The organism is Streptomyces sp. NPDC047079, from assembly GCF_040643755.1.
Lineage (GTDB): Bacteria > Actinomycetota > Actinomycetes > Streptomycetales > Streptomycetaceae > Streptomyces.
In genome coordinates this window covers 140,455-160,096 of the sequence record NZ_JBEYUZ010000016.1, presented here as the reverse complement: position 1 = coordinate 160,096, position 19,642 = coordinate 140,455, and the positions used below count along the sequence as shown (strand labels likewise).

At 71.6% G+C, this 19,642-nt stretch carries 16 protein-coding genes; 3 read left to right on the top strand and 13 right to left on the bottom strand.

What is annotated here, in order from left to right; genetic code table 11:
• Window positions 1-90: 90 nt before the first annotated feature.
• Genes ABZ823_RS21565 through kdpF form a run of 4 tightly spaced genes read right to left on the bottom strand, consistent with a single transcriptional unit; the run spans window position 91 to window position 4,672 of the window.
• Window positions 91-759, bottom strand: coding sequence for a potassium-transporting ATPase subunit C (locus tag ABZ823_RS21565; RefSeq protein ID WP_361662600.1), 669 nt, complete (start codon window positions 757-759; stop codon window positions 91-93).
• Window positions 760-783: 24 nt separating this feature from the next.
• A complete protein-coding gene (gene kdpB, locus ABZ823_RS21560; protein WP_361662597.1) occupies window positions 784-2,880 on the bottom strand; it encodes a potassium-transporting ATPase subunit KdpB in 2,097 nt (698 codons plus the stop codon).
• 32 nt (window positions 2,881-2,912) lie between these two features.
• On the bottom strand, window positions 2,913-4,574 hold the full coding sequence (gene kdpA, locus ABZ823_RS21555) for a potassium-transporting ATPase subunit KdpA (RefSeq protein ID WP_361662594.1): 1,662 nt from the start codon (window positions 4,572-4,574) through the stop codon (window positions 2,913-2,915).
• An 8-nt stretch (window positions 4,575-4,582) separates the two neighbouring features.
• The gene (gene kdpF / locus ABZ823_RS21550; RefSeq protein ID WP_009326374.1) at window positions 4,583-4,672 is read right to left on the bottom strand and encodes a K(+)-transporting ATPase subunit F; all 90 of its coding nucleotides are present in this window, start codon (window positions 4,670-4,672) and stop codon (window positions 4,583-4,585) included.
• 236 nt (window positions 4,673-4,908) lie between these two features.
• Here kdpF and ABZ823_RS21545 point away from each other — a divergent pair, with 236 nt between their 5' ends.
• Both ABZ823_RS21545 and ABZ823_RS21540 read left to right on the top strand, forming a co-directional pair.
• Window positions 4,909-5,040, top strand: a complete 132-nt coding sequence (locus ABZ823_RS21545; protein WP_361662591.1) for a hypothetical protein — start codon at window positions 4,909-4,911, stop codon at window positions 5,038-5,040.
• A gap of 396 nt (window positions 5,041-5,436) precedes the next feature.
• Window positions 5,437-6,066 (top strand): hypothetical protein, encoded by a 630-nt coding sequence (locus tag ABZ823_RS21540; protein WP_361662588.1) that lies wholly within the window; start codon window positions 5,437-5,439, stop codon window positions 6,064-6,066.
• A 191-nt stretch (window positions 6,067-6,257) separates the two neighbouring features.
• Here ABZ823_RS21540 and ABZ823_RS21535 read toward each other — a convergent pair whose 3' ends face one another.
• The 8 genes from ABZ823_RS21535 to ABZ823_RS21500 all read right to left on the bottom strand — a co-directional run bounded on the left by ABZ823_RS21535 (window position 6,258) and on the right by ABZ823_RS21500 (window position 17,248).
• Complete coding sequence (locus ABZ823_RS21535; protein ID WP_361662585.1) at window positions 6,258-8,480, bottom strand: SWIM zinc finger family protein; 2,223 nt, start codon at window positions 8,478-8,480, stop codon at window positions 6,258-6,260.
• 41 nt (window positions 8,481-8,521) lie between these two features.
• Window positions 8,522-11,326 carry an SNF2-related protein gene (locus tag ABZ823_RS21530; RefSeq protein ID WP_361662583.1) on the bottom strand — a complete coding sequence of 935 codons (2,805 nt, stop codon included), beginning with the start codon at window positions 11,324-11,326 and terminating at the stop codon, window positions 8,522-8,524.
• 107 nt (window positions 11,327-11,433) lie between these two features.
• Entirely contained in the window at window positions 11,434-12,021 is a 588-nt protein-coding gene (locus ABZ823_RS21525) for a sugar kinase (protein WP_361662580.1), read from the bottom strand.
• Window positions 12,018-13,163: an ROK family glucokinase gene (locus ABZ823_RS21520; protein ID WP_361662577.1), complete on the bottom strand. Its 1,146-nt coding sequence runs from the start codon at window positions 13,161-13,163 to the stop codon at window positions 12,018-12,020. Before ABZ823_RS21520 ends, ABZ823_RS21525 begins: the two co-directional genes overlap by 4 nt.
• Before the next feature lie 304 nt (window positions 13,164-13,467).
• Window positions 13,468-14,283: an ATP-binding cassette domain-containing protein gene (locus ABZ823_RS21515; protein ID WP_361662574.1), complete on the bottom strand. Its 816-nt coding sequence runs from the start codon at window positions 14,281-14,283 to the stop codon at window positions 13,468-13,470.
• On the bottom strand, window positions 14,280-15,344 hold the full coding sequence (locus tag ABZ823_RS21510; RefSeq protein ID WP_361662571.1) for an ABC transporter permease: 1,065 nt from the start codon (window positions 15,342-15,344) through the stop codon (window positions 14,280-14,282). Before ABZ823_RS21510 ends, ABZ823_RS21515 begins: the two co-directional genes overlap by 4 nt.
• Complete coding sequence (locus ABZ823_RS21505; protein WP_361662568.1) at window positions 15,341-16,345, bottom strand: sugar ABC transporter substrate-binding protein; 1,005 nt, start codon at window positions 16,343-16,345, stop codon at window positions 15,341-15,343. The genes ABZ823_RS21510 and ABZ823_RS21505 overlap by 4 nt, the downstream gene beginning before the upstream one ends.
• Window positions 16,346-16,498: 153 nt before the next feature.
• Window positions 16,499-17,248: a GntR family transcriptional regulator gene (locus ABZ823_RS21500; protein WP_361662615.1), complete on the bottom strand. Its 750-nt coding sequence runs from the start codon at window positions 17,246-17,248 to the stop codon at window positions 16,499-16,501.
• Between the two features lie 116 nt (window positions 17,249-17,364).
• On the opposite strand from ABZ823_RS21500, the gene ABZ823_RS21495 reads away from it, so the two are divergent.
• The gene (locus ABZ823_RS21495; protein ID WP_361662565.1) at window positions 17,365-18,375 is read left to right on the top strand and encodes a Gfo/Idh/MocA family oxidoreductase; all 1,011 of its coding nucleotides are present in this window, start codon (window positions 17,365-17,367) and stop codon (window positions 18,373-18,375) included.
• Between the two features lie 51 nt (window positions 18,376-18,426).
• Here the strand turns inward: ABZ823_RS21495 and ABZ823_RS21490 are convergent, their stop codons facing one another.
• On the bottom strand, window positions 18,427-19,599 hold the full coding sequence (locus ABZ823_RS21490; RefSeq protein ID WP_361662562.1) for a cytochrome P450: 1,173 nt from the start codon (window positions 19,597-19,599) through the stop codon (window positions 18,427-18,429).
• Between the last annotated feature and the right edge of the window lie 43 nt (window positions 19,600-19,642).

Genomic DNA, 19,642 nt, shown 5'->3' with positions numbered 1-19,642 from the left:
CGGCCCGCGCGGGGGGGGGGGGGGGGGGGGCGCCCCCCCCGCCCCGCCCCCCCCCCCCCCCCCGACTCCCGTGTGGGTCGCGTAAGGCCGTCACTGCTTCGCTACGAGGTCCTTGAGCGCGACGTTGAGTTCCAGGACGTTCACGCGGGGCTCGCCCATGAAGCCGAGGGTGCGGCCCTGGGTGTGGTCCTTGACCAGCCTCTCCACCTGGGCGAACGGCAGGCCGTTCTTCTCGGCGACCCGGTGGACCTGGAGTTCGGCGTAGGCCGGGGAGATGGCCGGGTCCAGGCCGGAGCCGGAGGAGGTCACCGCATCAGCAGGGACGTTGGAGGGCCTGACCGTGTAGCCGGGCACGGAATTGTCCCTGACTACGGCGGCCTTGGCGTCCTCGACCTGCTTGATGAGCACCTTGTTGTCGGCGGCGAGGTTGGTGGCACCGGACAGGATCAGCTTGTACTGCGTGTTCATGCTGTTGGCACCCAGCCCGTTCGCCGGACGGCCCTGGAACCACTTCAGGTCGGCGTCCGGGGTCTCCTGTCCCTTCTTCAGCGGCAGGTTGTACGACTGCCCGATCAGGGAGGAGCCGACGACCTTCCCGCCCGCCTTGATCTCGGAGCCGTTCGCCTTGTCGTGGAACAGCCCCTGGGCGACGCCGGTGACGACCAGCGGGTAGATGACGCCGGTCACCAGGGTCAGCACGAGGAGGGCCCGCAGGCCCGCCCCGAGCAACCGGGCGGTGTTGGTTACGGAGTTGTTCATGGTGATCAGCACGCCTTTGAAAAGTTACAGCCCGGGGATGAGGGAGAAGAGCAGGTCGATGACCTTGATGCCGATGAAGGGGGCGATCAGGCCGCCGATGCCGTAGATCCCGAGGTTGCGGCGCAGCATCCTGTCGGCGCTCATCGGCCGGTACCGCACGCCCTTCAGGGAGAGCGGCACCAGTGCGATGATGATCAGCGCGTTGAAGACGACGGCCGACAGGATCGCGGAGTTGGGCGAGGACAGGTGCATGATGTTCAGCTTGTCCAGGCCCGGGTAGACCGCCGCGAACAGCGCCGGGATGATCGCGAAGTACTTCGCGACGTCGTTGGCGATGGAGAAGGTGGTCAGCGCACCGCGGGTGATCAGCAGCTGCTTGCCGATCTCCACGATCTCGATCAGCTTGGTCGGGTTGGAGTCGAGGTCGACCATGTTGCCGGCCTCCTTCGCGGCCGACGTGCCGGTGTTCATCGCCACGCCGACGTCCGCCTGGGCGAGCGCGGGCGCGTCGTTGGTGCCGTCACCGGTCATCGCGACCAGCTTGCCGCCCGCCTGCTCCCGCTTGATGAGGGCCATCTTGTCCTCGGGAGTCGCCTCCGCGAGGAAGTCGTCGACGCCCGCCTCCTCGGCGATCGCCTTCGCGGTCAGCGGGTTGTCACCCGTGATCATGACCGTCTTGATGCCCATGCGGCGCAGTTCCTCGAAGCGCTCCCGCATGCCGTCCTTGACGACGTCCTTGAGGTAGATGACACCCAGGACGCGGGCGCCCTTGTCGTCGTGGACGGCCACCAGCAGGGGTGTGCCGCCCGCCTCGGAGATCCGGTTGGCTATGGCGTCGGCGTCCTGCGCGACCGTGCCGCCTTCCTCCTTCACCCAGGCGATGACCGAGGCGGTGGCGCCCTTGCGGATTTTTCGGCCGTCGACGTCCACGCCCGACATACGGGTCTGGGCGGTGAAGGCGATCCACTCGGCGTGTGCCAGCTCTCCCTGGTGGCGTTCGCGCAGTCCGTACTTCTCCTTCGCCAGGACGACGATGGAGCGGCCCTCGGGGGTCTCGTCCGCGAGGGAGGACAGCTGGGCGGCGTCGGCGAGTTCGGCCTCGGTGGTGCCCCTGACCGGCACGAACTCGGCGGCCTGGCGGTTGCCGAGGGTGATGGTGCCGGTCTTGTCGAGCAGCAGTGTGGAGACGTCACCGGCGGCCTCGACCGCGCGCCCGGACATGGCCAGCACATTCCGCTGCACCAGGCGGTCCATGCCCGCGATGCCGATCGCGGACAGCAGCGCCCCGATCGTGGTCGGGATCAGGCAGACCAGCAGGGCCACCAGCACCACCATCGTCAGATGCGTGCCCGCGTAGTTCGCGAACGGCGGCAGGGTCGCCACCGCCAGCAGGAAGACGATCGTCAGCGAGGCCAGCAGGATGTTCAGCGCGATCTCGTTCGGCGTCTTCTGCCGGGCCGCGCCCTCGACCAGGTTGATCATCCGGTCGATGAAGGTCTCGCCGGGCTTCGTCGTGATCTTGATGACGATCCGGTCGGACAGCACCTTGGTTCCGCCGGTGACCGCGGAGCGGTCGCCGCCGGACTCGCGGATGACCGGGGCGGACTCGCCGGTGATCGCCGACTCGTCGACGGAGGCGACGCCCTCGACGACGTCGCCGTCGCCGGGGATGATGTCACCGGCCTCGCAGACCACCAGGTCGCCGATGCGCAGATCGGTGCCGGGGACGCGCTCCTCGGCGCCGTTCACCAGCCGTCGGGCCACGGTGTCGGTCTTGGCCTTGCGCAGGGTGTCGGCCTGCGCCTTGCCGCGCCCTTCGGCGACCGCCTCCGCGAGGTTGGCGAAGATGACTGTCAGCCACAGCCAGGCGCTGATGGTCCAGCCGAACCAGTCACCCGGGTGCTGGAAGGAGAAGACGGTGGTCAGGACGGAGCCGATCCACACCACGAACATCACGGGCGACTTGACCATCACCCGCGGGTCGAGCTTGCTAAAGGCCTCCGGGAGCGACCTGACCAGCTGCTTGGGGTCGAAGAGGCCCGCTCCGACACGGCCCTCGGCGGGTTTGCGCCCGGTGGGGACGTCGCTGTGCGGCGCCCGGGTGGGAGTGGCTGTGGACATGGAGTCCTCTGACTTCTCTATACGGGTGGTCATCACGCCAGCCCTTCGGCGAGCGGGCCCAGCGCGAGGGCGGGGAAGTACGTGAGACCGGTGATGATCAGGATCGCGCCGACCAGCAGGCCGGTGAACAGCGGCTTCTCGGTGCGCAGGGTGCCCGCGGTGACCGGGACCGGCTTCTGCCCGGCCAGCGAGCCGGCCAGCGCCAGCACGAACACCATCGGCAGGAACCTGCCCAGCAGCATCGCGAGCCCGGTCATGGTGTTGAACCAGTCGGTGTTTGCGTTCAGGCCGGCGAAGGCCGAGCCGTTGTTGTTCGACGCCGACGTGAACGCGTACAGGACTTCCGAGAAGCCGTGCGCGCCGGAGTTGAGCATCGAGTGCGGCGGGGTCGGCAGGGCCATGGAGAGCGCGGTGAAGACCAGCACCAGCGCCGGGGTGATCAGGATGTAGCAGGCGGCGAGCTTCATCTCGCGGCCGCCGATCTTCTTGCCCAGGTACTCCGGGGTACGGCCGACCATCAGGCCGGCGATGAACACCGCGATCACGGCCATGATCAGGATGCCGTAGAGGCCGGAGCCGGTGCCGCCGGGCGCGATCTCGCCCAGCATCATGCCCAGCATGGTGATCCCGCCGCCGAGCCCGGTGAAGGACGAGTGGAAGGAGTCCACCGCACCGGTCGAGGTCAGAGTCGTGGACACCGCGAAGATCGACGAGGCGCCGACGCCGAAGCGGACCTCCTTGCCCTCCATCGCCCCGCCGGCCGCCCGGAGCGCCGGGCCGTGATGGGCGAACTCGGTCCACATCATCAGCGCGACGAAGCCCAGCCAGATCGTGAACATCGTGGCGAGGATCGCGTAACCCTGCCTCACGCTGCCGACCATCACCCCGAACGTGCGGGTCAGCGAGAACGGGATCACCAGGAGCAGGAAGATCTCGAAGAGGTTGGTGAACGGGGTGGGGTTCTCGAAGGGGTGGGCGGAGTTGGCGTTGAAGTAGCCGCCACCGTTGGTGCCCAGCTCCTTGATCGCCTCCTGGGAGGCGACCGCGCCGCCGTTCCACTGCTGCGAGCCGCCCATGAACTGCCCGACCTCGTGGATGCCGGAGAAGTTCTGGATGGCACCGCAGGCGACCAGCACGATCGCGGCGATCACCGCGCCCGGCACCAGGATCCGCAGCGTGCCACGCACCAGGTCCGCCCAGAAGTTGCCCAGCTCACCCGTGCGGGAGCGGGCGAAACCACGCACCAGCGCCACCGCGACGGCGATACCCACCGCGGCGGAGACGAAGTTCTGCACCGCGAGCCCGGCGGTCTGCACGACGTGACCCATGGTCTGCTCGCCGTAGTACGACTGCCAGTTGGTGTTGGTCACGAACGAGACAGCCGTGTTGAACGACTGCGCCGGGTTGACCGAGGAGAAGTGCATCGAGCCGGGCAGCACGCCCTGCAGCCGCTGCAGCAGGTAGAGGAAGAGGACGCTGACGGCCGAGAAGGCCAGCACCCCGCGCAGGTAGGCGGGCCAGGTCATCTCGGTGTCGGGGTTGGCACCGATGACCTTGTAGATCCACTTCTCCACGCGCAGGTGCTTGCGCGAGTCGTAGACCTTGGCCATGTAGTTGCCGACGGGAACGTAGGCGAGTGCCAGCGCGCCGATCAGGGCGAGCAACTGGAGCACGCCGGCGAGTGCAGGACTCATGTCTGTTCTCAGAACCTCTCCGGGAAGATCAGGGCGAGGACGAGATAGCCCAGCAGGGCGACGGCCACGACCAGGCCGACGACGTTCTCGGCGGTCACAGCTTCGTCACCCCTTTGGCGACAAGGGCCACCAGCGCGAAACCTGCGAGCACGGTGACGACGAAGGCCAGATCGGCCATCGCGAACTCCTGGAATGGGGTCGGGTTGAAACGGACGGTTCGAGGAAACCGCCTCTCTGGCCGGATTCGATCGTCCGTTGACGACCCTCTTACGGCGGCCCCTACGGCTTTGACGGGACTCTTACGACCCTGATCCGTACTGACAAGTAGCGCGCGGTGACGGTCGGTGACCCGGCTCACGGCAGTCTCCCGCCGTACGGCGTGCGCGACCACCCGGAACGGTACGAGCGCGAGAGCCACCAGGAACGGTCGCTGGACCTGGAGGAGGCCCGGTTGTCGGACTCGTAGCGCTCCCCTGGGAGCGTTAGCCGGGGGCGGTTGGGGGTGCGTGTGCCGCTTCGCCACGTGGGCGCGACAACGGCGCCTACTATGCCCGCGGCGAGCGCGTCGAGCCCGCGCCGGCCGCGACCGAGGACCGCACGGTGTCACATCCCGAGCTGGAAGTGCTCGGTCCACAACCGCGCCGGCCGCCTCCTGTCCTGGAACGCCGGTTTCCGGCTGAGTGCGCGAGTACGTCCACTACGCGGCGGGGAGCCCGGTGGCAAGCGGTCGGCTCGGCAGAGTCATGTTGCCTCCGAGGCAAGATTGATCACGATAGAGCGACTTTCAACCATTCACAGCAACCTCACACTTCCCTCACTGGTCACATCTGCGCAAGGCACAGCAACAGTCCCAGGGGGGATCATGAGCCAGCAGCAGTACCCGCAGCCCCAGCAGCCCGGTTGGGGCGGCCCCCAGCAGCCCGGCTACGGCACTCCGCCGATCGCGCCCCAGCCGCCGAAGAAGTCGAAGACCGGGAAGATCCTCGGCTTCGGCTGTCTCGGTGTCGTCGCCCTGTTCGTCCTGATCGGGATCATCGCCGCGATCGCCGGCGGAGGCGGCTCCGGCAAGTCCGGCAGCGCCGGCGAGGCCAAGCCCGCGGCCACCGCGACCAAGGGCGAGAAGGCCACCGCCGAGAAGGACGCGGCCGGCGGCAAGAGCGGCGACAAGCCCAAGAGCAGCGGCTCCAAGGACGACAAGGCGAAGAAGGTCGCCGTCTTCAAGGTGTGGGGCACCGCCGCCGGCGGCGTGGACATCACCTACGGCAGTGACAGCGACACCCGGCAGGGGCACTTCAAGAACGGCGCGTTCGAGGCCACTCTGCCGGTCTCCAAGGACGCCCTGTACTTCAATGTGATGGGCCAGCTCAGCGGCGGCGGCGACATCAACTGCTCCGTCACCATCGACGGCAAGACGAAGAAGGGCCACGCGTCCGGCGGCTACAACATCTGCGACGCCCAGTTGAACGCCGGCCTGCTCGGCGGCTGGGACTGATCCCACCCTGCGAGGCCCCGCCCGGCCGCGGCCGTGACGGCGGGGCCTCCGCACCATACGTCGCAACGTCCCGTATGTCCCGGAATTCGGCCGGTCTCCCGGAGTGCGCGGACGGTGCTGCTTACGGTGCCTTGGCCCGTATCGGACGCAGCCCGGTCGCACAGCTCTTCCCGGTTGTCGCCCGCCGCCCGTCATCGCTCGCCCGGAGCCCCCAGTCCCGTCAGCGCGCCCACCGGGTCGGGGTCGGGGGTGCCGCGGGGCCACCAGTCCTCCCGGCCCGGTTCCGAGTCGTACGCGTACCACAGCCCGTCCCGGCCGAGCCGGAGCTGCGCATGGCCGTTCGGGTGGGTGAGGCGGTTGCGCCAGGGGCGGAACGCGGGCAGGTCCGCGGCCAGGAGCTGGGGGCGGGCGCGGTCGAAGCGGCCCGCCGGCGGGTCCCAGGGCTCCTCCAGGACGGCGAGGGCCTCCTGTCCGCCCTGTCGCCACGCGGCGACCGCCCGTGCCAGCTCGGCCGGCGTACGCCCGGTCGCGGCGGCCAGCGAGGAGTACAGCGGCCGGGTCGCCGCCGTGAGGCCCGAGCCCGGGCGCGCGGCGGCCAGCCGTACCGCGTCCTGCCACAGGGTCAGCTCCGCGACCGGGTCTTCCCCGTAGGTCAGCAGGGCGTGCGCCCGGGCCGCCGCGTCCGTGGCCAGTTGGTCCAGCGCGAGCGGGTCCGGGCCGCCCGGCGCCGCCGGGTAGACCGGTGGCTGCTCGGGGTGGGCGAGCGGCGGCAGCGGGGCGGGCGGCGATGGCAGTGCGCGCCGGGCCACGGCATCCCGTGCCCGGACTCCGGGCACGGACGCGGGCCGCTGCTCCCGGGCGGCGCGGGCCGCGCGCGCCGCGTTGCGCCGGGACAGCTCGTCGATCAGCTCACGCTCCCCGCGACCGCGGAGCAGGAGCAGCACGAAGGGGTCCCGGTCCAGCAGACGGGCGGTCTGGTAGCAGACCGCCGCGGCATGCTTGCAGGGGTGGCCGGCGTCGGGGCAGTTGCAGTGCGGTTCGAGGTCGCCGGGCCCGGGGAGCAGCCGGACTCCGCACTCGGCGAGGGAGTGCGGCAGCTCCTTGTCCAGCAGCGCGGCGATGTGCCCCGGCTGCTCGGCGGCGGCGTCCAGGAAGCGGCCCCACTCCTCGTCGGAGAACGTCCGCAACCCCACCTGCACCCGATAGGGCCGCGGACGGCTTCCCTGGACGTACGCCAGGACAAGCCCCGGGGTGACGGTGATCGCGTCCACGTTCCCCCGGTCCGCGTAGGCCCGTCCCCGTGCCAGCCGGGCCGCGTCGAGGGCACCCTCCTCCAGCGCGGCGACCCAGGCGTTGCCCCACCATGTCCCGGCGAACCCGTCGGCACCATCCGCAGCCTGCGCCGGCAGGGAGGCGAACGTGCGCCGCAGTTCGCCGTCACGGCCCGGGGCCGCCATGGAACGGGGATAGCGGGCCGCCGGGGGCGCGGTATCCGGCGTGTCCTTGGCTGCCCCGGACGGGTCCGGCCCCGCCTGCCGGCGTTTCGAGAACAGGTCCACCACCTTGTGCCGGGGGTTGGCTGACGCCTTCTCGGCCTCAGCGCCGAGAGTCCGGGCGGCGGACGCGGTCCCGCCCCGCGGTTCCACCGACGCCGGCAGTCCGAAGGCCCCGGCGAGCAGTTCCCTCACCTCCCGGCCCGGGTCACCGGCCGCCCGCGTACGCAGGTTCCGGCGCCGCCGGGCAGCGGACAGTCGAGCCACCCGGGACGGCCCCGCGCTGCCGGACGCCCCCGCGTCGGGCGACGGCGCGGCCACGCCGGACGGCCCGGATGTGCCGAACGATCCCTCCGCCTCGGACGGAACCCGCGCCCCGGACGATCCCTGCCCGCCCGACGAACCCCGTTCGGCAGACGGCCCCTGCGCGCCGGACGGCACCCGCGCCCCCGACGATCCCTGCCCGCCCGACGAACGCCCTGTGCCGGACGTCGCCTCCTCACCGGACATCCCCGAGACATCAGGCCGGTGTTGTGGGGCGCGGCCCTCGGCCGTCGCCTCGTTCCGTGTCCGTTCCCTTTCCGCTCCTGCTCGTGCGGCCCGCAGCGCCTCGCGTGCGGCGTCGCCGGGGCGCGTGGCGGGGGCCGGGGGTGCGCCGACCGCGCTCACCACGGGCGGAGCGCCGTCTCCCGACTCCGGCGGGGGCACGGCACCTGTCCCGCGGCGATCCGCGTTCGCCCGCCGCAGGGCCGCGCGCGCCGCATCGCCCGGCCGGACCGACTTCGCCGTCTTGTCCTCGGACACGGTGACGTCCGCGTCCTCGGCGGGAGGCCCGCCGTCCCGGCTCTCCTCTGCGGCCCGCTCCCGTTCCCTCGCGGCGCGCAGCGCACGGCGTGCCGCGTCGGCTGGTCGCCCTTCCACGCCGGGTGTCTCCTCGGGAGACGTCCCCTGCCCCGCCCAGCTCACTCCGTCCTCCTCAGCGACACCAGGTCCCTCAGCTCACGGTCGGTCAGTTCCGTCAGGGACGACTCCCCGGAGCCCAGGATCGCGTCGGCGAGGGCGCGCTTGGACCCCAGCATCTCGGCGATGCGGTCCTCGACCGTGCCCTCGGTGATCAGGCGGTGGACCTGGACGGGCTGGGTCTGGCCGATCCGGTAGGCGCGGTCCGTGGCCTGTTCCTCCACGGCCGGGTTCCACCAGCGGTCGAAGTGGATGACATGGCCCGCGCGGGTGAGGTTCAGCCCCGTGCCCGCCGCCTTCAGGGAGAGGACCAGGACCGGGGTCGCCCCGCTCTGGAACCGGTCCACCATCCGCTCGCGGTCGGGCACCGCCGTGCCCCCGTGAAGCAGCTCGACGGGCACCGCGCGGGAGGCCAGATGCGTGGTGATCAGGCGGGCCATGCGGACGTACTGGGTGAACACCAGCGCCGAGCCGTCCTCCGTCAGCAGCGTGTCCACCAGTTCGTCGAGCAGGGCGAGTTTCCCGGACCGCGCGGTGAGGCCCGCGGCCGTCCCGGTGTCCTCCTTCAGGTAGAGCGCGGGGTGGTCGCAGATCTGCTTCAGCGAGCCGAGGAGCTTGAGGACCAGGCCCCGGCGTGCGATGCCCTGCGCCGTCTCGATCGCCAGCAGGGACTCCCGTACGACCGCCTCGTAGAGCGCGGCCTGCTCGTGGGTGAGCGCCACCGGGTGGTCGGTCTCCGTCTTCGGCGGAAGCTCCGGGACGATCCCCGGATCCGACTTCCTGCGGCGCAGCAGGAACGGGCGGACCAGGCGGGCCAGCCGCTCCGCGGCCTGCTCGTCCTCGCCGTTCTCCACCGCGCGCGCGTGCCGGGCGCGGAAGGACTTCAGCGGGCCGAGGAGTCCTGGAGTCGTCCAGTCGAGCAGGGCCCACAGTTCGGAGAGGTTGTTCTCCACGGGGGTGCCGGTGAGGGCCACGCGGGCGGGCGAGGGAATCGTGCGCAGGGCCTTCGCCGTCGCCGAGTACGGGTTCTTGACGTGCTGTGCCTCGTCCGCGACGACCAGACCCCAGGGCTGTTCGGCCAGTCTGGGGGCGGCTGTCCGCATCGTCCCGTAGGTGGTGAGCACGAAGCCGCCGTCCAGGTCGTCCAGGGTGCGTTCGGGGCCGTGGAAGCGGCGGACCGGGACGCCGGGGGCGAAGCGGGTGATCTCGCGCTGCCAGTTGCCCAGCAGCGAGGCCGGGCAGACCACGAGGGTGGGCTCTCGTCGGGCCCGGTGCAGGTGCAGGGCGATGACGGTGACCGTCTTGCCGAGGCCCATGTCGTCGGCGAGGCAGCCGCCGAGGCCGAGGGCGGTCATCAGGTCCAGCCAACCGAGGCCCCGCAGCTGGTAGTCCCGCAGTCGGGCGGCGAGGCCCGGGGGTGGTTCCACCGGACCGACGCCCGCCGTCAGGCGGTCCCGGAGGGCGGCCAGGGCGCCGACCGGCACCGCCTCCACCGTCTCGCCGTCGACCTCCGTCGTGCCGGTGAGCGCGACGGACAGTGCGTCGACCGGGTCGAGCAGGCCCAGCTCGCGCTTGCGGGCCTTGCGGACGAGGGCCGGATCGACCAGCACCCAGCGGTCGCGCAGCCGGACGACGGGGCGGTGGGCCTCCGCGAGCGCGTCCATCTCGGCCTCGGTGAGCGCATCACCGCCGAGTGCCAGCTGCCAGCGGAACGTCAGCAGGTCCTCGCTCTCGAAGAAGCCCGTGCCGTCGGTCGCCGAGCCGGGCGCGGGCCGTACGACCGCGGTGGCGGTCAGGTCCTGCGCCAGGTCCCGGGGCCAGTGCACGGCTACACCGGCCGCGCCCAGCCGGGTGGCCGCGACGCCGAGCAGCTCGCCCAGCTCCTCCTCCGAGAGCGCCAGGACGTCCGGCACGTCCTGCTCGGAGAGCCGCTCCAGCGGCGGCCAGACGCGGGCCGCCCTGCGGACGGCGAGGGCCGCGTCCACCCGCGCGCGGGGGCCGAACGCGGTATCCGCCTCGCCCGCCCACAGCGACGCGGCGTCGACGACGAGTGTCGGGTCGGCGAGGCTGTGCACCTGCACGACCGCCGCTCCGCAGCGGTGGGCGCCCTCCCCGTCGTCGAACAGGTCGTGCGCCGAGAGGTCCAGGCGCAGCGAGATCCGTACGCCCGCGTCCACGCCGGCCGCCACCTCGGCGGCCCAGGCGTGGGCCCCGGGCAGCCGCTGCGGTCCGGGCGCCGCGAAGGGCCGGCCCGCGGTGTGGGGGGCCGCCGGAGTGCGGGGCAGGGTGTCCGCGACCGCGTCGAGGAAGGAGCGCACGAGGGCTTCGGGCTCGGGCAGCAGGAGAGGGCCCCTGCCCGGGAGCGGGACGGCATGACCCTCGTACGGCAGGGCGGCGGCGATGGCCCTGAGGTGGGTGATGTCGTCCGGGTCCAGGGGGCCGGCGCGCCAGGCGTCGAATCCGTCCGGGGTGAGTCCGGGAAGGAGCCGCCCGCGCGCGACGAGCCGGAGGGCGTGCAGGGCGGCCGCGCCCCAGCAGGCGGTGGCGGGGTGTGCGGCGGGATCGCGTCGGGCCCGGGCGAGCAGCGGCAGGGCCTCGGCGACCGGCAGCGACACGGCGGGGACGGTGCTCCTGCGCACTCCGGATCCGTGGGGGCGTACGACCGTAAGTTCCTCGGTGGTGCCCGACGGCAGCGGTCCGTCCGAGGGGTCCCAGAAGGCGACCCTGCCGCGGCGGGGCAGCGGATCGGGCAGGAAGACGGCGGCCGGCCCCGGGGGCACGGCCCCCTTGGCCATCCGGTCGGCCATACGTCCGGTCACCTCCCGCCGTCGCGTCGCATCGGATGTCTTCGACTCTACGGGCGGGGTCTGACAATCGGCTCCGGCATCCGGCCCGGGGCGGACGGTCGGGGCCGTCAGGGGATCGTGCGCGACACCACGTACACCGTCGGGTGCTGGGGTTCGGACGTGTTCACGACGACGTCCAGCGTGGGTGCGGGGTTCTTCTGCTCGTGGGTGAGACCGGACCAGGGGCCCGGCCCCTCGAAGGCCCAGCCGACGACGTGCCGGTCGCGCTCACCGATGGCGGTGTCGTCCTCCTCCAGTGAGGCGCGCGTGGCCTTCAGGGTGCTGAGGAAGCGGTCCAGTCCGTCGTCGCTGGTGCTGAACTGCACGTAGAGGCGGCTGGTCTTCCAGTTGTTCGTCTCGTAGGACGCGACATGGGTGGCGTCCCTCGGGATCCAGATCTGGTAGAGGCGGCGCTGCACACGCGAGGGCCAGCCCTCGGTCAGTCCGGTCGCCGAGTACTTGGCCTCCTTGTCCTTGCCGCTGTTGCGGCTCTGGTTGGCGGAGATCACCAGGTAACCGGCCGGGACCCCGATGAGCAGGACGATGATCAGCAGGGTCAGCGCCCGCCGCCGGATCATGTGTCCCCGGCCCTCCGGGGGCCGCGAGGGCTCGTCCGGTGGTGACGCCTGGCGCGGTATCGACGCGGCGGTCTTCACAGCGCCCCCTTGGTGGTGCGGCGGGCCTTCGTGTACCGCTCGTAGCGTTCGTAGCGCTCCACGCGGCGCCGGTTGGCGCGCCGGAAGCGGCGGGCGACGAGCCGGGCGAGGTCCGCGGCCCCGACCATGCCGGCCTCGGGGCCGAGCTGGGCGCGCGCGATGCGGGCCTCGGGGCGGTAGCCGCGACCGGTCAGATGCCGCCGGAAGGCGTCCCGGGCGGGACCGATGAGCAGGTCGTCGGCCGCGCTGACCCCGCCGCCGATCACGAAGCAGGACGGGTCCAGGGCCGCAGCCAGGTTGGCGATGCCCACGCCGAGCCACTGGCCGATGTCCTGGAGCAGCTCGACGCACATCGCGTCGCCCTCGCGGGCCAGCTCCGTGATCATCGGGCCGGTGATGTCGGAGATGTTGCCCTTGACGTGCTCGATGATCCCGTACGCCACCGGGGAGTCCGCGGCGGCCAGTTCCCTGGCCTCGCGCACCAGGGCGTTGCCGGAGCTGTACTGCTCCCAGCAGCCGCGGTTGCCGCACGGGCAGCGGTGGCCCCCGGGCACCACCTGCATATGGCCGAACTCGCCGGCGACGCCGAACTTGCCGCGCTTGACCTGGCCGTCCTCCAGGATGGCGCCGCCGATGCCGGTGCCGAGGGTGATCATCACGAGATGGTCCTCGCCGCGGCCTGCTCCGAAGCGCCACTCCGCCCAGGCGGCGGCGTTGGCGTCGTTGTCGACCAGGACGGGGACGGCGAGCCGCCCGGCGAGTCGGTCCCGCAGGGGCTCGTTGCGCCAGGACAGGTGCGGGGCGAACAGGACGCGGTTGCGGTCCGCGTCGACCCAGCCGGCCGCGCCGATCCCGACGGCGTGCACGTCGTGCCGGTCGGAGAGGTCCAGCACCAGCTCGACGATGGTGTCCTCGACGACCCTGGGGGTCTTGGACTTGTCGGGCGTCTCGGTGCGGACCTTCTCGAGGATGTTGCCGTCGGCGTCGACGACGCCTGCCATCACCTTGGTGCCGCCGATGTCGATGCCGACCGTGGGGACGCGCGGGGCCGTCAGATGGGAACGGCGCTCGCGGGTGCCCACGGTCCGCAGGACGGTGGCCCGGGCGGAGCCGCGGTGGGTGAGGTCGCGGTAGGTGCTCATCGGGCCCGATTCTGCCTCACGCTGCCACGGGGCTGCACCGTGGACCACTCTCGCCGGGCTTCGGGCGACCCCGGCGCCGTCGGCGCGCTGCGGGTCTTCCGTGGCCGGTCGCGCCCGCGCGGCGCAGCCGCATGCCGCTTCAGGGGTCCTCGCACTATGAGCGCCCGATGAGGTCGCGTGGTCTGGTGCCGTGCATCGCAGGGCGCCGAAGAGCCCTCGTTGCGGAGCTACCAGTGCTTTTCGGCAACGCGGCGAGGTGCGGTGCCAGGCCGCGCGACCCGGGCGGGCATAGTGCAAGGACCCCTCAGCCCCGCCCCCCGGCCGGGGCGCGGTTTTCCAGCTCCAGGCGGAGATCGTCGAGCTCCTCCCCGCCCGCCATCTGGCGGGTCAGCTCGTCCAGGGTGATCTCCTCGCGGGTGTGGCTGCCCACCATCGTGCCGCGCTTGAGCAGGACAAAATGGTCGCCCACCAGGTACGCGTGATGCGGGTTGTGGGTGATGAAAACAACACCCAGACCTTCGTCCCGTGCGGCGGCCACGTATTTGAGGACCACACCCGATTGCTTCACACCCAGTGCCGCCGTCGGCTCGTCGAGGACCAGCACCTTGGCGCCGAAGTACACCGCCCGCGCGATCGCCACGCACTGGCGCTCGCCGCCGGACAGGGTGCCGATGGGCTGGTCGACGTCGTGCAGGTCGATCCCCATGCGCAGCAGCTGCTCGCGCGTCGTACGGCGCATGAAGTCGACGTCCAGACGCTTGAAGGGGCCGGCGCCCTTGCGCGGCTCGGAGCCGAGGAAGAAGTTGCGCCAGACCGGCATCAGCGAGACCACCGCGAGGTCCTGGTAGACCGTGGCGATCCCGCGGTCCAGGGCCTCACGCGGGGAGGAAAGACGGGTCTCCTCGCCCTCGATGCGGAAGGAGCCGGAGTCGTGCCGGTGCAGTCCCGCCACGATCTTGATGAGCGTGGACTTTCCCGCGCCGTTGTCGCCGAGGACGCAGGTGATCTCGCCCGCCCGGACCTCCAGGGAGACCCCTTCGAGGGCGCGTACGTTGCCGTAGCGCTTGCTGACGTCCGCCAGGGCGACGAGCGGGGTGCGCTCCGTGACGTCCGTGGTCATGTCGTGGCCTCCGCGCGCTTGCGGACCCAGGCGTTGAGCAGGGTCGCGAGGAGCAGCATCGCTCCGAGGAAGAACTTGAACCAGTCGGGGTTCCACTCGGCGAAGACGATGCCCTTGCTGGTCATGCCGAAGAGGAGCGCGCCGACCGCCGAGCCGATCGCGGATCCGTAGCCGCCGGTGATCAGGCAGCCGCCGATGACGGCCGCGATGATGTAGATCAGCTCGTTGCCGACGCCCTCGCCGGACTGGACGACGTCGTACGAGAACAGCAGGTGCTGGCCGGAGATCCAGGCGCCGAGGGCGACGCCCATGTAGAGGCCGATCGTGGTGCGCTCGACGGGGACGCCGACCGCGCGGGCCGCGTCCTTGTTCCCGCCCACCGCGAAGATCCAGTTGCCGGCGCGGGTGCGCAGCAGGATCCAGGAGGCGAGGGCGACCAGGGCGAACCACCACAGGATGGTGACCTTGAACTGCACGCCGCCGACGGTGAGTGTGGAGGCGAAGAGGGTCTGCGCCGAGGAGAAGCCGTCCATGTCGGAGATGGACTTCGTGGAGACCGTGCCGCTGATCAGCTTGGTGAGGCCGAGGTTCACCCCGGTCAGCATCAGGAAGGTGCCGAGCGTGACGATGAAGCTGGGCAGTTTCGTACGGGTCAGCACGAAGCCGTTGAAGGCGCCGATCGCCAGCGTGACCAGAAGGGACACTCCGGCGCCGACCCAGACGTCGGCGGTCATCTGGAAGCTGAACATCGACGACACCAGCGCGGACGAGGTCACCATGACACCGGCCGACAGGTCGAACTCGCCGCCGATCATCAGCAGCGCGACCGGGACGGCCATGATGCCGATCGTGGACGCCGCGTACAGGACCGTGCTGAGACTCGACGCCCGCAGGAAGCTGTCGGCGACGATCGAGAAGAACACGAAGACGGCGAGCGCGCCCACCATCGAGCCCAGCTCGGGCCGGCCGAGGAGCCGTTTCAGCGGCGAGGTCCTCAGCAGGCGTTCGTCCGCCGCGGCCTTCGGGCTCTCGGGCGCGGATGCCGGTGCCGTCGCGGTCATCGGGTCCCCCGCTTCGTGTACTGCTCGAGCGCCGTGGCCTGGTCCTTGGTGATGATCTGCGGTCCGGTGAGGACGGGCCGGCCGCCGCCGAGGGCGTTGGCGTTGTACTTGTAGAGCCAGAGCTGGTCGACCGCCTCGTAGCCCTGGAGGTAGGGCTGCTGGTCGACGGCGAAGCCGAGGGTGCCGTCCTTCAGCTCGGCCGCCACCTTGGCGTTCAGGTCGAAGGTGTCGACCTCCGCCCGGCTGCCGGCACCGGACCTGGCCTTCACCGCGGTGTCGGCGTAGGGGGCGCCGAGGGTGACGACGGTGTCGACGGACTTGTCCGACTGGAGTCTCGCCTCCAGGGCGGACTGCACGTCCGGCATGTTGGTGCCGTTGACGTAGAGGTTCTCCACGGTGCCGTGGAACGTCTTCTTCACGCCCGCGCAGCGCTGCTCGTGGCCCACGTTGCCCTGCTCGTGCAGGACGCACAGGACCTTCTTGCGGCCGCGCTTGTTCAGCTCGTCGCCGACGGCCTCGCCGGCGATCGTCTCGTCCTGTCCGACGTGGGTGAGCGCGCCGAACTGCCTGGACTCCGCCGAGCCGGAGTTCACCGTGACCACCGGGATGCCGGCCTTCTCGGCGCGGGCGACGGCGGCCTTCATCGCGTCGGGCTTGGCCAGTGTGACGATGATGCCGTCGACCTTCTGGTCCACGGCCGCGTCCACGAGCTGGGCCTGCTGCTGGGCGTTGGCGTCGTGCGAGTACAGGAAGTTGATGTTGTCCTTGGCGGCGGCCTGCTCGGCGCCGCTCTGCACGATGTCCCAGAAGGTGTCGCCATCACCGGAGTGGGTGATCATCGCGACCGTCCAGCGGGGCGTGTTCACCGCGGCCCGGCCCTGGGCGGAGGCGGCCTTGCGGGCGTCCTCGGCGCGCTTGCCGCCGTGGCTGCTGCACCCCGCCAGCGATAGGCCGAGCGCCCCTGCGAGCGCGATGGTTGCCCAGGTCCGAAACCGTGCCACTAGCCCGTGCCCTTCTTGCGTAGTTGCCAGGAGCCCCCAAGTATCACCGACCGTGGAACGACGCAGCAGGTCAGGGGGCTGGTGCGGGCAGGTGGGCAGGCGTGCGGCGCCGGGGAAGCAGGGGCAGGGGCGCGGGGGAAGGCTTCCGAAGGCTCAGGGGCGTACGAGCAGTTGGAACTCGAACGAGTAGCGCGAAGCGCGGTAGGTGTGGGTGCCGTACTCCACGGCGCGGCCCGTGTCGTCGAAGGTCGTGCGCTGCATGGTGAGCAGCGGGGCACCCTCGGGCTCGCCGAGCCGCTCGCCCTCGACGGGGGTGGCGGCACGGGCCCCGACGGTCTGCCGGGCACTGTGCAGGGTGATGCCCGCCGCGCGCATCATCCGGTACAGGCCCGTCGACTCCAGTTGCTCGGTGCCCGGGTCCAGCAGGCCCGTCGGCAGGTAGTTGCACAGGTACGCCATCGGCTCACCGTGCGCGAGGCGCAGCCGCTCGATGTGGTGAACCTGAGCGCCCTCGGGCACCCCGAGCGCCGCGGCGACCTCGGCCGAGGCGGGCGCGGACGTGTTGACCAGGACCCGGGTCGCGGGGCGCTGCCCGGCCGCCTCAAGGTCGTCGTACAGGCTGCTGAGCTCCAGAGGGCGCTTCACCTGGCTGTGCACGACCTGGGTGCCGACGCCGCGGCGGCGCACCAGCAGACCCTTGTCGACGAGGGACTGGATCGCCTGGCGGACGGTGGGCCGGGACAGGCCGAGGCGCCCGGCCAGCTCGATCTCGTTGCCGAGCAGGCTGCCCGGCGTCAGCTCCCCGTGCTCGATCGCCGCCTCGAGCTGCTGCGACAGCTGGAAGTACAGCGGTACCGGGCTGTTCCGGTCGACACCGAGCTGGAGCGAGACGGTCGGATCCACATCTGGTTTCGGCACGGGCCGAGCGTAGCTCCGCTACCTGATGACGGGAAGTTGTGTAGTCCGGTTGTCCGGACAAACCATTGACAGGACGGGGGGTACGCCCCCAGGTTGTTCCCATGCGCATCGGACTCATCGGAGCAGGCCGGATCGGCACCTTCCATGCGGCCACGCTCAGCCGCCACCGCGAGGTCGGCTCGCTCATCATCACCGACGTCGACAGGGCCCGGGCCCATGAGCTCGCGGACCGGCTGGGCGCGACGGCCGCGCCCGGTGTGGACGAGATCTTCACCTGGGGCGTGGACGCCGTGGTCATCACGGCGGCGACCGCGGCCCACGCCGAACTGATCGGCCGGGCGGCGCGCTCCGGCCTGCCGGTGTTCTGCGAGAAACCCATCGCGGCCGACCTGCCGGGCACGCTGACCGCGCTCGCCGAGGTCGACGCCGCGGGGACGGTGCTGCAGACGGGTTTCCAGCGCCGCTTCGACGCGGGCTACACGACCGCGCGGGAGGCCGTGCGCTCCGGACGGCTCGGACGGCTGCACACGGTCCGTGCCATGACGGCGGACCAGGCGCCGCCGCCGGCCGCGTACCTGCCCGTCTCCGGCGGGATCTACCGCGACTGCCTCGTCCACGACTTCGACATCCTGCGCTGGGTCACCGGGCGGGAGGTCGTCGAGGTGTACGCGGCCGGGTCGGACGCCGGCGGGGCGATGTACCGCGAGGCGAACGACGTCGACACGGCCGCGGTGGTGCTCACCCTGGAGGAGGGCACGCTGGCCACGGCGACCGCGACCCGCGCCAACGGCGCCGGTTACGACGTCCGCATGGAGCTGGCCGGGGAGCTGGACACGGTCGCGGTGGGCCTGGACGACCGTACGCCGATCACTTCGACCGAACCGGCCGGTCCGCCGCCGGCGGACAAGCCGTGGACCGGCTTCCTGGAGCGCTTCGCGCCCGCGTACGAGGCCGAGATCGCCGCCTTCGTGGAGGTGGTGCGGGGTGAGCGCGCCAACCCCTGCGACGGCCGCGAGGCTCTTCAGGCGCTGCGGATCGCGGAGGCTTGCGAGCTCTCCCGCCATGAGCGCCGACCGGTCACCCTCGGGGAGATCGCGGGCATCCGCGACTGATCGCGGGCCTCCGCGACTGCCCCGGCCCGTCCCGCGGCGGCCGTACGTCCGCTACCAGCGCACCGGAAGGGAGCGCACTCCCCGCATCAGCATGCCCGGCAGCCAGGCCCCGGGCGGGCCGTCGAGGGACAGGTTCGGGCAGCGGTCCAGCAGGGTGCGCAGCGCCGTGCGCGCCTCCAGCCGGGCCAGGGGCGCCCCCAGGCAGAAGTGCATGCCGTGCCCGAAGGCGAGATGGCCCTGCGGGGCGCGGTGGACGTCGAAAAGGTGGGGGTCGGGATAGCGGGACCCGTCCCGGCCGGCCGCGTCGAGCCCGATGATCACCGGGTCCCCCTCGGCGATGGCCGTGCCGGCGATCTCCAGAGGCTCGGAGGCGTAGCGGTACGTCGCCGTCTGCACCGGTCCCTCGAAGCGCAGCATCTCCTCGACGGCGCCGTCCAGGAGGGTCATGTCGGCGCGCAGCGCCGCGAGTTGCTCCGGGTGCGTGAGGAGCGTGTGCACGCCGTTCGTGATGAGATTGACCGTCGTCTCGTGGCCCGCGACGAGCAGGAGGAAGGCCATCGCCCGCAGTTCGCTGTCCGAGAGCCGGTCGCCGTCCTCCGCGCGGGTGCGGATGAGGTCACCGAGCAGGTCGTCGGCCGGGGCGGCACGGCGCTTGTCCTCGATCAACTCGTCCAGGAAGACGGCCAGCCGCCGTGCCGCTGCCAGTCCGGCTTCCCGGCTGCTCGGGGTCACGGTCTCGTTGGACAGGGCCCGGAAGGTCACCCGATCGATGTCCGGGACGCCGAGCAGCTCGCAGATGACCGTGATGGGCAGCGGATAGGCGAGGGCCTCCACCAGGTCGGCCCGGCCCTTCGGCAGCATCTCCTCGACCAGTTCGTCGGTGATCTGCTGGATGCGCGGGCGCAGCGCCTCCACCCGGCGCATGGTGAACGCACGGGCGACCAGGGAGCGCAGCCGGGTGTGCTCCGGCGGGTCGACGATCAGCAGATGGCGGCCCATCGCCTGATCCTCCGCGACGAACACTCCCTGCTTGGTGCTGTCCTTGGAGAGTCTGGGATCGGCGAGGGCGGCACGCGCCGCCTCGTACCCGACGACCAGCCAGGTCTCCCACGCGTTGGGCGGCGGCGTCCGCACCCAGTGCACGGGCCCCCGCTCGCGCAGCTCCGCGTAGACATGGTGCGGGTCGGCCGTGAACCGCGCGCCGTACTCCCCCAGATCGATCATGTCCGATCCCCCTCCCGTCACCCTTGCAACGAGCCGGGCTCCC

Coding starts and splice junctions, on each gene's coding strand:
- ABZ823_RS21565 (WP_361662600.1), bottom strand. CDS start 759: ATGAACAACTCCGTAACCAACACCGCCCGGTTGCTCGGGGCGGGCCTG.
- kdpB (WP_361662597.1), bottom strand. CDS start 2,880: ATGTCCACAGCCACTCCCACCCGGGCGCCGCACAGCGACGTCCCCACC.
- kdpA (WP_361662594.1), bottom strand. CDS start 4,574: ATGAGTCCTGCACTCGCCGGCGTGCTCCAGTTGCTCGCCCTGATCGGC.
- ABZ823_RS21540 (WP_361662588.1), top strand. CDS start 5,437: ATGAGCCAGCAGCAGTACCCGCAGCCCCAGCAGCCCGGTTGGGGCGGC.
- ABZ823_RS21530 (WP_361662583.1), bottom strand. CDS start 11,326: ATGGCCGACCGGATGGCCAAGGGGGCCGTGCCCCCGGGGCCGGCCGCC.
- ABZ823_RS21520 (WP_361662577.1), bottom strand. CDS start 13,163: ATGAGCACCTACCGCGACCTCACCCACCGCGGCTCCGCCCGGGCCACC.
- ABZ823_RS21515 (WP_361662574.1), bottom strand. CDS start 14,283: ATGACCACGGACGTCACGGAGCGCACCCCGCTCGTCGCCCTGGCGGAC.
- ABZ823_RS21510 (WP_361662571.1), bottom strand. CDS start 15,344: ATGACCGCGACGGCACCGGCATCCGCGCCCGAGAGCCCGAAGGCCGCG.
- ABZ823_RS21495 (WP_361662565.1), top strand. CDS start 17,365: ATGCGCATCGGACTCATCGGAGCAGGCCGGATCGGCACCTTCCATGCG.
- ABZ823_RS21490 (WP_361662562.1), bottom strand. CDS start 19,599: ATGATCGATCTGGGGGAGTACGGCGCGCGGTTCACGGCCGACCCGCAC.